The organism is Erythrobacter sp. HA7-11 (assembly GCF_055693605.1).
The window spans coordinates 169,216-181,175 of sequence record NZ_JBVFUF010000002.1 but is presented as its reverse complement, the minus strand read 5'-3'; the positions used below and the strand labels follow the sequence as shown (position 1 = coordinate 181,175).

Below are 11,960 nucleotides of genomic sequence, written 5' to 3'. Positions count from 1 at the left end.
TTAAGCGACCTTCTTGTCGTCAGTGTCGCGGCTCACACGCTCGGGCACACCGCGGAGCGATGTCAGCGCGGCGACCTGATCCTCGCTCAAAGGCTTGGTCTCGGCGTCCACTTCACGCGCTGCGATCTTGACCTCTTCGCCTTCATCGCCCGCTTCGTGATATTCCGCGTCTTCGTTGACGCACCACGTGTCATAAACGCGTTTGCCAGCGAGGATGTTCTCGACCGTCAGCATCGCGGTCATCATCGCGTGGTCCTGGTTGTTGTAGCGGTGCATGCCGTTGCGGTACGACCAAATGCAGCGTCGGGAATTTCTCTTCCAATTCGATGCGCATCGCCTCGACATTGGCTTCGTACTCGTCGTCATAGACCGGATAGGCCTTTTCCTGACGGACGACCGCGCCGCTGACGACCTGTTTGGGATCGCACAGGCCGAGCACTTCCATTTCTTTCGTCGCTTGCGCCACGAGGTCTTCATCAGAGGAGGACCACAACCCGTCCCCTTCGAAGCAGAAATATTCAAGGCCAACGCAGGCCATATCCTCGTCTGGAACCATTTCGGGCGACCAGCTGCGGAAGTTTTGCACGCGGCCAACCTGCACGCGGTCATCGTGGATGTAGATCCAGTTGTCCGGGAAGAGGTCTTCCGATTTCACCATCAGAGCGACGGTTAGGAAGTCGCGATATTTGAGGTTATTCGCCTCAAGCGAGCTCTGCGGCAGCGGGTGCAAACGCTTCGAAAGCTCGCGCATCGGAGCTGAGCTGATCGCGTGCTTGGCGCGGATTTGCGTCGTCCCCGTCTTGCTCTTGGCGGTCATCGACCAGCCACCCTGACCGTCGCTGGCAAGCTGTTCGAGCGCATGGCCCATCAGCACCTGGCCTTTGCCGGTGGCGTGGATGTGATCGCGCGCGGCATCCCACATCATGCCCGGGCCAAGCCGCGGATAGCGGAAGGTTTCAAGCAGGGTTTTCACTTCCTGCCCGTCATTGGGTTTCTTGTTGAGGCCAAGCGAACGCTTGAGGCCATCGGTCACCGCGTTCCACAGCGACAGGCCCTTGATCCGCTGCGCGGCCCAGTCCGCGCTCATCTCATCACAGGGCATCCCCCACACCTTCTCGGTGTAGGTCTTGAAGAAGATCGAATAGAGTTTCTTGCCGAACTGGTTGGTGGTCCAGTCTTCAAAGCTTTTGACGTCTTTGATCGGGAACAGCTTGTACTTGAGGTAGCTGAGCATGCAGACGGTCGAGCGCAGAATGCCGAGATTGCCGAGCGCTTCGAAGGCGCGCAGCGGGTAGCTGTAGAATTTGCCTTCGTAATAGATGCGGCTCATGCGCGGACGCTGGATGAAATCGTCTGGGAGGATCTCGTTCCACAGATCGACAACCTGCTGTGACTTCGAGAAGAAGCGATGCCCGCCAATGTCGAAACGATAGCCCTCGTGTTCGACCGTGCGGCTGATGCCGCCGACATAAGTTTCGTCTTTTTCGATAATCGCGACCGACTTGCCCTGCTTCGTAAGCAGATAGCCCGCTGTCAGGCCCGCTGGCCCGGCGCCAATAATCGCTACGTCTACGTCCAGAATTCCGTTCTGGCCGTTGTCACCCTGTTGCATTCAAGCCCCCGCTAGTGTGTTGGAAACGGGAGTGAAGGAAAATGGTTAGCAGGTCGTAAACGGGAGGGGTAAAACGCTCAGATTCGAGCGGTTAGTCATGCTTCAGAAGCACCGGAGCCTGAATCTTGGCCGCTAGCCGGGCAAAATCGCCCAGCGTGTAGGTGTCATCGAAGACCAGGCCATAATGGCTGTCACGCCGCCAGCGAACCTTCGCGCGCACCTCTTTCAAGTCCTCGCCGGCGATCTTCAGGGTCTGGTCAATCGCGAAAGGCTCGTCGCATTGGATGCGCGCGCCTTGCTGGGAGAGGTTTTCAACCAAAGCCTCGCAACTGCCGGTGAGGGTTGCGACCTTAACCGGGAAATGCATGCCGAGCCTCAGCCCGCGCTTGGGATATTCGCCAGCTTCATGCACCAGCCGTTCGACATTGACGGGTTTGAGGAATTCAAAGCCTGCTTCATTTCCGTTCGCCCAGACTCTGCGGATGTCATACGATTCCCCGCCCGGCATGTGCAGTTCCATGGTCTCGCACGAAGGCAATTCGTGAAATACGCGAACCGAGACACCTGTTTCTGACACGTCGCGAATGACGCACACGAACTCACCCTGGCCTGAAACCAGGCGGGCAGCACGGATGAGCATTGTGAAACGCGGCGCCGCACGCGCCTCTTCTGGCGCTGCTTGCGTCTCTGGCCCGATCTCTGGCGCTATCGCCGGGTTGTCCATCGTTGAAATCCTGACAAATCGACCAGGCGACCCGGCCCCACTCCCGCCTATTCGGGCTTCGTTAGGCTCGGGCTTAGATCAAAGCGGGTTAAAGCCAGGATAACGCGGACCTCAGGGCAAAGCCGGTGCGCACCAGTTACGGGTATCGATATCGGGATCAGGCAACGTGCGGGTGGTGGGACTCGAACCCACACGATCTATAGGATCAGGGGATTTTAAGTCCCCGGCGTCTACCATTCCGCCACACCCGCTTGGCCGACGCCCTAGCGATCCAAGCGCCGCTCGGCAACGCAAGTAATTGCTTAGGCCCAAGTAGAATGGGAGTGATGGACAAGCGCACCTGAATGGGGCAGCAGCATCGCCACCTCCATCCGCAAGGCGAGCGCAATTCATGGCCGGCGAAAGCACAAGCGAAATCCTCACAACAATCCAGCCGGCGGTCACGCTGCTGGGGCTGGGTATTGGTGCTGCTTTGGTCTCACGCGCGTGCAGGCTCAACCCGATCGTTGGCTATCTGGTTCTCGGCCTCGGCATTGCCGCGCTTGGGTATCGCGACGTATTCAGCGGACCGGTGGTTGCGACATTGGCCGAGGCTGGGGTGATGTTCCTGCTGTTCAATCTAGGCCTGCATTTTTCGCTCGGCAAAATCCGTGAGGAAGCGGCCAATATCTTCGGATTTGGCAGCCTGCAGATGCTGATCGCAGGCGGCGGCTTTGCGGCCCTGTTCTATCTGATCGGACTGCCGCCAACCTTTGCGGTCATCGGCGGCTTTGCGATGGGATTATCGTCCACCGCAGTGGTGATCGGCCTCGTCAGAGAGCGCAATCAGGAAGACTGCCCGGTTGGCCGCGCCTCGCAATCGATCCTGATCTTTCAGGACATTGCCGCAATCATGCTGCTCGTGGCCGCAGGCGCGCTGGGCAGCGGCGGGGCGCTTGGTCCGGCTCTGGGGCTTGCGGGTGCAAAAGCGCTCGCAGCGTTCGGCGTCGCGGTGCTGTTTGCGCGCTATCTCACGGCGCCGATCTTTCGATTGATCGCGCGCGCAGGCTCGAGCGAGGTCTACACCGCGACGGCTCTTTTCATTGCTTTGGCCGCTGGTTGGGCGACAGGGGTCGCTGGGCTATCGCTCACGCTGGGCGCTTTTCTGGGCGGAATGGCGGTCGCAGATTCGCGCTATCGCATCATGGTCCAGACCGAGATCGATGCGTTTCGCGGCCTGTTCCTGAGCTTCTTCTTCATATCGGTCGGCCTGTCGATCGACACCGGCATCCTTGCAGACAACTGGATGCTGGCGGTCGCCGCTGCCGCCGCGCTGATCGCGCTCAAATGCTTCCTCAACGTGTTGGCAGGCCTCGCCAATCGCTGGTCCATGCCCGGCTCGATCCAACTGGGATTTCTGCTCGGGCAGGGTAGCGAGTTCGCGCTGGTGATATTCGCGCTGCCGACAGTCGCCGGGCTTGTTGATCCGATTGAGCCCCGCTTTCTCCCCATCCTCGTCACCGCAATCGCGATCAGCCTGGCGGTCACGCCGCTCATCTCGAATGTCGGGCGAACACTGGCGGGTAAACTGCGCCGCGGACCAGCCGACGAAAAGCTGGCAGGCGATGATGCCCGCGTTGTCATAGTCGGGCTTGGACCATCGGGCCGCGCGGCGGCAGATGCGCTCACGCTCAACGACATTGGCTATCTCGCGGTCGAGGCCGATACGCAGCGCTTCGAGATTGCCCAGGCCGATGGCTATCACGTGCACCATGCGGTGGCGGGCGATCCACGCAGCTGGGATGCGCTTGGCATGGCAAAGCGCGATGTCGTGCTGGTTTCGACGGGCAACGTGCAATTAACGCGCGAACTTACGCCCCTTGTCGAAGAGCGTCTGCCCGACGTGACGCGGATTATCGCCGTGCGCAGCTCAAGCGAAACGGATGCGCTGGAAGGCACAGGGGCGCAAGTGATCGACGTCACCGTAGATGGCGGAAAGGACGAAGTCGTCGATGCGGTCTTTTCTGCCATCGGTGCAGAGCGCAAGAAACGGGGCGGGCATGATCAAGCGCCTGCCGCTTTAATGCATGATGCAGCCTGAAGCTCTAGAGCAAATTGTTTGAAAAAGCGGCGCGGGTTTGTTCCGCGCCCACATGCCCTAGTCGTTCAAGCGGCGGCGCATTTCCTTGCCTGCCTTGAAATAGGGCACGCGTTTGGCCGGAACATGAACCGCTTCACCGGTGCGCGGATTGCGCCCTTGGCGCGCTTCGCGATCGCGCGTCGAGAATGCACCAAATCCGCGCAGTTCCACACGGCCACCTTCGGCCAGGCGCTGGGCAATCTCGTCAAAAAAGATATCGACGACCTGCTCGATTTCGTCAGCGCGCAATTCGGGATTGTCTTTGTGAAGAGCTTGCAGCAGTTCGGATCTAATCATGTCATTCTCCCGAGCGGCACGTGTCCCCACGCGCCAGTTTGGGGCCTCCCCCAATGTCCAATGCAACCCCGACCCGCTAAGTTGCGCCTAATGCATCTATTCTGCCAGAGGGCGGTCATCCCCGCAAGTCGCAAACATGAGTGAGTGATAGCGGTGTCAGGAATTTAGGAATTTTATTCCAATTACTTAGCGACTATGAACCTAGTTTCGCTCAAGTAATTTGCCCAAATCAATCCCCAACCGCTCCATTCTGGAACGGATTTCAGGCCATTCTTCGCGCAAAAACTGGTCGCGCTCGCTTGAGCAGAGCTTATCTAGCCGCCCCGGGAACAACATACATGCCGACGCCGCGCTGCACTTCGACCAGGCCATCGTTTTGGAACTGCTGGTAAGCTTTCGCGACCGTCAGCGGGTTCGCGCCTTGCTCGGCAGCGAGCGCGCGGACCGATGGCAGCATTTCGCCTTCGGGATATTTGCCTTCGATGATGGAAGCGGCGATCTGATCGCGCAGTTTGAGATAGACGGGTCGACTCTGGCTCATGGGTCCCTCTTTCGGTGCTGTAGTGACATAATACACCACACCGCGTCAAGTTCCCGAGAAAGTGCGCGCGTGCGGCAACATGCCTTGCAAAAAGGACCGTTTCACCCGCAACTAAAGCTTCACACTGGCGATCAAGGCGCTAGGGTGCGCGCTTTCCGGTCCCCTGGGGAGGGTGGCTGAATAAGAGGGATTGATTACAGATATGTCGACGCAGCAACTTGCTCATGGGGACAGCGCGGGAACCATCCTGGGTCACCCGAAGGGCCTCTTCGTCCTGTTCTTCGCCGAAATGTGGGAGCGCTTTTCCTATTACGGCATGCGCGCACTGCTCATTTTCTATCTGACCAAACACTGGCTGTTTTCAGATAGCGATGCAGGCATTATTTACGGCGCCTACACCGCCTTGGTCTACATCACCCCGGTAGTTGGGGGCTACATGGCAGACAAGGTGCTCGGTCAGCGCAAGGCGGTCGCCTTTGGCGCCGTTCTGCTGACCCTGGGCCACTTCTTTATGGCCTTCGAAGGAGAAGCGGCTGCAGGCAACACCGACAATCCGGTGATCTATGTCTTCTGGCTGGCCTTGGCGCTGATTATTGTCGGCTCAGGCTTCCTCAAAGCAAACATCTCTGTGATCGTTGGACAGCTCTATCCGCGCACCGACGTGCGGCGTGATGGCGCCTATACGATCTTCTACATGGGCATTAATCTCGGCGCGGCGCTCGGGTCGCTGCTATGTGGTTACATCGGTGAGACTTATGGCTGGGCCTATGGCTTTGGCCTTGCCGGCATCGGCATGTTGTTTGGCCTGCTGGTCTTTACATGGGGTAAGCCGATGCTGCTGGGCCGCGGTGAACCACCAAAGCCACTCGCAAAGAGCCGCGAATGGCAGATGTATGCAATTGGCTTTGCACTCGTCGCGCTATGCTGGGCTCTGATCCAGTATCAGTCGCTTGTGGGCTGGCTGCTCGGCGGTTTTGGCGCGATCCTGGTCTCTTATGTGATCGGAACCGCTGTGCTGAAGCTTGAGCCTGAAGACCGCGACCGGATATTCGCGGCGATGTTCCTAATTCTGACTTCGATCATCTTCTGGGCATTGTTTGAACAGGCGGGATCATCGCTGAACCTGTTCACCGATCGCCATGTTGATCGCGGCGGCGTCCCCGCATCGACCTTCCAGTCGATCAACGCGATCTACATCATCCTGCTCGCCCCAGTCTTCGCGACCGCGTGGACATGGCTCGGGCGCAAAGGCATGGAGCCTTCATCGCCGTTCAAGTTTGGCTTGGGCGTGGTGCAAGTCGGCCTCGGATTCCTCGTTCTCGTTTGGGGCGCGAATTCGGTCGGCATCGACGTGCCAACGCCGGTGATCTTCATCTTCCTGATCTACCTGCTCCACACGACCGGTGAGCTTTGCCTGTCGCCAGTGGGCCTCTCGGCCATGAACCGATTGGCTCCAGCGCACATGGCGTCGCTGATAATGGGAACGTGGTTCTTTGCCTCGGCCACCGGCAACTTTGCAGCGGGCCTGATTGCAGCTGCAACCGGCGCTGAAGGCGTGGGCGAGGAAGCGGGCAAGCAGGTGGTGCTGGACGTCTACTCGACAGTGGGCTGGGTAGCAGTCGGCGTCGGTGTCGGCGTGCTGGTCATCAGCCCGCTGATCAAGAAACTCATGCACCTTGATACGCTGACCGACGACGAAGGCCTTGAAGGCGCAGCCGAAGCAGGTCTCGAACCCCAAGAGGCAGGCGTGCACCCTGCCACCCGTCCAGCCGAGTAACACACGAAGGAATGGCACATATGACGCGAGCAAAAGCGCTTCTTACAGGATTGGGGAGCGCGCTCGCGCTTGCCGCATGCTCCACGGCGACGGGGGCGGGTGACAATTCGGTCAAATCCGCCTCTTCGTCAGATGAGACGCGGGGGGCTTTCTCGGCGAAGACGGCAACGTTCCCTTCCCTTCGACTTATCGGCCCTATCCCGGCGCAGCCACCGCGCTGGTCGGCGCGACCGTCTTTGATGGCGCGGGCAGGCGCATCGACAATGGCACGGTGCTGTTTCGCGATGGCAAAGTCGTCGCGATTGGCAGCAGCGACACTGCAACCGACGGTTATCAAGTGATCGACGGCTCGGGCAAATATGTGACGCCCGGTGTGATCGACATTCACTCGCACCTTGGCGACTACCCGTCCCCTTCGGTACCAGCGCATAGCGACGGAAATGAAGCCACCGCACCAACCACTCCCGACGTGTGGACCGAGCATTCGGTCTGGCCGCAAGACCCCGGCTTCAGCCGCGCGATGGCCAATGGCGGGATCACATCGCTGCAAATCCTGCCCGGCTCTGCCAACCTGATGGGCGGCCGCGCGGTCACGCTAAAGAACGTGCCGAGCCGCACGGTGCAGGGCATGAAGTTCCCCGGCGCACCTTACGGTTTCAAGATGGCCTGCGGCGAAAATCCGAAGCGCGTTTATGGCGGGCGCGGGCGCAAGCCTTCGACCCGGATGGGCAACTTTGCGGTCAATCGTCAGACCTGGCTCGACGCGATTGCCTATGCCGAGCAGGACGATCCCAAACGCGACCTTGGCAAGGAGACTTTGGTCGGCGTGCTCAACGGCGATATCCTCGTTCACAACCATTGCTACCGCGCGGACGAGATGGCGCTGGTGATGGATATGGCCAAGGAAATGGGCTACAAAGTCAGCACTTTCCACCACGCAGTCGAGGCCTACAAGATCGGCGATCTGCTGCGCGAAAACGAAGTGTGCAGCGCGATCTGGGCCGATTGGTATGGCTTCAAGATGGAAAGCTATGACGGCATTCCGCAAAACGCCGCCTATTTGCAACGCGAGGGCGCCTGCGTCGTCATCCACTCCGATGATGAAAACTCGATCCAGCGCCTCAATCAAGAGGCTGCCAAGGCTCAGGCCGCAGGCAAGCGCATGGGCGTCGACATCGACGATGCGACCGTGATCAGCTGGATCACTCTGAATGCCGCCAAGGCGATGGGTATCGACGATATGACCGGCAGCCTTGAGGCCGGAAAAATGGCGGATGTTGTCTTGTGGAACGGCGACCCGCTAAGCGTCTATTCGCGGTACCGGAAAAAGTCTGGGTCGATGGCGCGCTGCTTTATGATGCGATGGACCGCAAACGCAGGCCGGTGAGCGATTTCGAGCTCGGCCAACCGGGTGAAGGAGACGTGAAATGAGAAAGTCTCTTCTCGCAAGCGCAGCTATTGTTACCGCCGTCCTCACCGCTCCTGCCGCTGCGCAGGATGTGATCATCTACAACGCCAAAATCGCGCTTGGCGATGGCAGCGAGCCAATCGAAAGCGGCGCCGTCGTGATCGACAATGGCAAGGTCGTTTACGCGGGTGACGCGCAAGACCGCACCTTCGAAACCGACACCCTTATCGACGCAGGGGGCGCATGGGTGACACCGGGGATCGTCTCTGCCGTGACAGACCTTGGCCTGTATGACGTGGGCGCGGTGAGCGCGAGCAACGACAAATCGGCAGGGGATTCGCGCTTCAACGCCGCGCTCGATGTCGCGCCTGCGATCAACCCGCAATCCCAACATGTGAAGGTGAGCCGCGCAGGCGGGATCACCCGCGCGCTCGTCACACCCTCGCACGGTGACTTCCTGTTCGCCGGGCAAGGCGCAGTGATCGACCTTGGCGATGATCCCAATGCAGTGATGAGCGCCAAGGCATTCCAGATGGTCGACCTCGGCGAAACCGGCGCGCGCCTTTCGGGTGGCAGCCGGACCGCCGCCTATGTCGAGCTTGCCAATGCCCTGCGCGAGGCGCGCGCCTTTGCGGCAGGCGACTGGGAAGGCGAAGAGGCCTTGCTTACCCGGGCCGATGCGCAGGCTCTGGTCCCGGTCATTCGTGGCACGCAAAAGCTTTATGTGAAGGCTGAGCGTGCCGCCGATATCCGCAATGTGCTGGGGCTCAAGCGGGTCTATCCGCGCCTCGATATGGTGCTGGTCGGCGCGAGCGAAGGGTGGCTCGTGGCAAGCGATATCGCAGCAGCCGGTGTGCCAGTGATCGCCGATGCGCTCGATGACCTGCCCGCCAGCTTTGAGCAATTGGGCGCGACGCAGTCCAATGTCTAGCCGGATGAAGGCGGCAGGGGTCAAGGTCGCGATCGGGCGCATGTCGGGAACGACCGATGGCCATCCGCGCAGCGCTGCGCAGTTCGCGGGCAATCTTGTCGCGCTGGGCAAGCTTCCTGGTGCGAGCGGGCTTTCCTGGGGTCAGGCACTCGCCACAATCAGCTCCATCCCCGCAGAAATCGCGGGCCACGGCGGCAAGTTCGGGGTGCTTAAACCCGGCGCTGCTGGTGATGTGGTGATCTGGGATGGCGATCCGCTGGAGGTTAGCTCTGTCCCGACCCGCGTCTTTATTGACGGTGTGGAACAACCGCTCGACAACCACCAGTCGCGCCTTGCCGAGCGCTACCGCGACCTCGACGAAAGCGACCTGCCCAAGGCGTATGATTGGTGAGGGGCACGCTTCTCTGCGTCACCGCCGCGCTGGCATTCGCGACACCCCTCGCAGCGCAGGATGAAGCGGCTGAGCCAGCTTCCGATCCAAACGCGCAAAGCATGGCGTGGCACAGCCAACAGCAGACCTATCTGCTAGGACTGAAGGCGAGCGAGGGCTGGCGCTATCTCGATGGCGGCATCCGCTGGCGCTGGCTCGCATACACCGGATCGCAGGAACGCCCGACGGTCGCGGACGACATCACCATCCATTACGAAGGCAAGCTAATCGACGGGACAGTGTTCGACAGCTCCTATGAGCGCGGCGAGCCATCGACCTTCCCGCTCGGGCGCTTGATCCCCGGATGGCAGGCGGCGATCCCGCAAATGGGTGTGGGCGAGACGATCGAAATCGCGATTCCGGCTCGATATGGCTTACGGGCCGGAGGGACGTCCGCCCATCATCCCCGGCAATGCCACGTTGATCTTCAAAGTGGAGCTATTCGGCATTGGAGAGTGAAGCGGCGCAATCGCTCGCTCTCCCCAGCACGCCAGATCATCCCGGCCACTGCGCGGGCGCTTCGCCATCTTCAAATAGGTGTCGCGCGCCCCATTTCGCCATTTCTTCATAGAGCGGCACCAATGCGCGCGCGCTTTCGGTCAAGGTGTAGCGCGCGCGGCGGCCCTCTGGTGGGTCGCGGAGCATCAGTCCGGCTTCCTGCAGGATCGCTAGGCGCGAGGTCAGCGCTGCACGATTGATATCGAGCCGGTCGATGAACTGCTCGAACCGATCTGCGCCGAGAAACGCCTCTCGCAGGATCAGCAAGATCCACCGGTCGCCGAGCAGGCGTGATGCGCGCCCTATCGGGCAAGGCGCTCGGGATGGTTGGTAGGTTTTCATCGGCCTCAATCTCTCTTGGTCTGTTTATCAGACTTGTGCAACGCTCTGGCAAGTGCCATTACATCTGTATTGCAGACTTAATCTGGAGAATGCTCATGAGCCGGAGTCGTTTTGACAGCCCCGATGCGGCAATCGCCTATATGAAGGCGGTCGCAGTCAAGAAATCGGGCTTCAGCAATTGGCTGGAAGTGGAGCCGATCACGGTCTGGCAGGGGGAGAGCGAACTCACCCTCAACCTGCGCCCCGAGATGACCCAGCATCACGGATTTGCCCACGGTGCGATTGTCGGCCTGATGGCAGACAATGCCTGCGCCTGGGCGGGGGCTTCGGTCGCTGGGGACGTGGTCACAGGAAGCTACACGGTCAACTTCCTCCGGCCCGCGATGGGAACCATGCTGCGGGCCAAGGGGCAGGTTATCAAGCCGGGCAAGCGTCAGGTCGTCGTGCGAGCGGATGTGTGGGCTGAAGGTGGCGAGAAAACGCTTCACGTGGCGACCGCACAGGCGACAATCATACCGACAGGCATTCCGTCCGAGAGCGTCCCATAATCTTGCGCAGCGCAGACGGCTTGTCCGACAGCGCGGAGGAATGATAGAGCCTGCTTCATGGACGACGCGCTCATCGAACTGGTCCTTGCCAATATTGCCTTTGTCGGCACGCATTTTTTGATGTCGCACCCGCTGCGCGCCAGCATGGTCAAGGCGTTCGGCGATATGGGCTTTCAGGTCGTCTACTCGCTGGTGAGCATCGCGACCTTCGCATGGATCTACTTCGCGTTCACCGCTGCGCCCGCCGCTGATCTTGGCGGATCGGGTGAGATTGGTTGGATCATCGCGACAGTGCTGACGATCCCGGCGCTGGTCCTCTTCGCAGGCTCGGTATTTGGCAATCCGGCGCTCGGCTTGCCCGGCTCCGACGATATGGCGCGCGCTGAGCCGAAGGGCGTGTTCCTCGTCACGCGGCACCCGATGATGTGGGGCTTTGCGCTGTGGGCGCTATCGCACATCGTCTTGTGGTGGAGCTGGCGAACGACAATCACCGCGCTCGCCATGGGTTTCCTCGCGCTGGTCGGTGCACATATGCAGGACCGCAAGAAGCGCGTCTTGATGGGCGATGCGTGGCAGGAATGGGAGCGGCATACGAGCTTTCGACCGCGGTGGGGCAAGCTGTTTTCGGCTGGCGCGGTGCCGTGGATTGTCGGGCTGGTGCTGTTCGCAGGGCTTAGCTGGCTGCACATGCCGCTGGGCGATATTCCCGCCGGCTTCTGGCGCTATTTCTAGG

General features: G+C 60.4%; 7 protein-coding genes, 1 tRNA gene and 5 pseudogenes. 7 read left to right on the top strand and 6 right to left on the bottom strand.

The window, feature by feature from the left end; translation table 11 throughout:
- From ACZ1GU_RS01095 to ACZ1GU_RS01085, 3 genes and pseudogenes are all read right to left on the bottom strand, one after another.
- Positions 1-1,612, bottom strand: a pseudogene (locus tag ACZ1GU_RS01095) (NAD(P)/FAD-dependent oxidoreductase).
- A gap of 91 nt (positions 1,613-1,703) precedes the next feature.
- Entirely contained in the window at positions 1,704-2,336 is a 633-nt protein-coding gene (locus tag ACZ1GU_RS01090) for a PilZ domain-containing protein (protein WP_472646298.1), read from the bottom strand.
- Positions 2,337-2,503: 167 nt separating this feature from the next.
- Positions 2,504-2,587 (bottom strand) — tRNA-Leu (locus tag ACZ1GU_RS01085).
- A gap of 140 nt (positions 2,588-2,727) precedes the next feature.
- Here ACZ1GU_RS01085 and ACZ1GU_RS01080 point away from each other — a divergent pair.
- Complete coding sequence (locus tag ACZ1GU_RS01080) at positions 2,728-4,416, top strand: cation:proton antiporter domain-containing protein (protein WP_472646297.1); 1,689 nt, start codon at positions 2,728-2,730, stop codon at positions 4,414-4,416.
- Positions 4,417-4,473: 57 nt separating this feature from the next.
- Here ACZ1GU_RS01080 and ACZ1GU_RS01075 read toward each other — a convergent pair whose 3' ends face one another.
- Positions 4,474-4,752 carry an integration host factor subunit beta gene (locus ACZ1GU_RS01075; RefSeq protein ID WP_472646295.1) on the bottom strand — a complete coding sequence of 93 codons (279 nt, stop codon included), beginning with the start codon at positions 4,750-4,752 and terminating at the stop codon, positions 4,474-4,476.
- Positions 4,753-4,953: 201 nt separating this feature from the next.
- A pseudogene (locus ACZ1GU_RS01070) lies at positions 4,954-5,293 on the bottom strand (GntR family transcriptional regulator).
- A gap of 202 nt (positions 5,294-5,495) precedes the next feature.
- Between ACZ1GU_RS01070 and ACZ1GU_RS01065 the strand changes: the two are divergent.
- From ACZ1GU_RS01065 to ACZ1GU_RS01050, 4 genes and pseudogenes are all read left to right on the top strand, one after another.
- Complete coding sequence (locus ACZ1GU_RS01065; protein WP_472646294.1) at positions 5,496-7,070, top strand: peptide MFS transporter; 1,575 nt, start codon at positions 5,496-5,498, stop codon at positions 7,068-7,070.
- 20 nt (positions 7,071-7,090) lie between these two features.
- Positions 7,091-8,501, top strand: a pseudogene (locus ACZ1GU_RS01060) (amidohydrolase).
- A pseudogene (locus ACZ1GU_RS01055) lies at positions 8,498-9,800 on the top strand (amidohydrolase family protein). The pseudogenes ACZ1GU_RS01060 and ACZ1GU_RS01055 overlap by 4 nt, the downstream one beginning before the upstream one ends.
- Positions 9,801-9,901: 101 nt before the next feature.
- Positions 9,902-10,168, top strand: a pseudogene (locus tag ACZ1GU_RS01050) (FKBP-type peptidyl-prolyl cis-trans isomerase); the annotation flags it as partial.
- A gap of 166 nt (positions 10,169-10,334) precedes the next feature.
- Here ACZ1GU_RS01050 and ACZ1GU_RS01045 read toward each other — a convergent pair.
- Positions 10,335-10,679, bottom strand: coding sequence for a winged helix-turn-helix transcriptional regulator (locus ACZ1GU_RS01045; RefSeq protein WP_472646293.1), 345 nt, complete (start codon positions 10,677-10,679; stop codon positions 10,335-10,337).
- Between the two features lie 95 nt (positions 10,680-10,774).
- On the opposite strand from ACZ1GU_RS01045, the gene ACZ1GU_RS01040 reads away from it, so the two are divergent.
- Both ACZ1GU_RS01040 and ACZ1GU_RS01035 read left to right on the top strand, forming a co-directional pair.
- Positions 10,775-11,227, top strand: coding sequence for a PaaI family thioesterase (locus ACZ1GU_RS01040; protein ID WP_472646292.1), 453 nt, complete (start codon positions 10,775-10,777; stop codon positions 11,225-11,227).
- Between the two features lie 57 nt (positions 11,228-11,284).
- Positions 11,285-11,959: an NnrU family protein gene (locus ACZ1GU_RS01035; protein ID WP_472646291.1), complete on the top strand. Its 675-nt coding sequence runs from the start codon at positions 11,285-11,287 to the stop codon at positions 11,957-11,959.
- Position 11,960 lies beyond the last annotated feature (1 nt).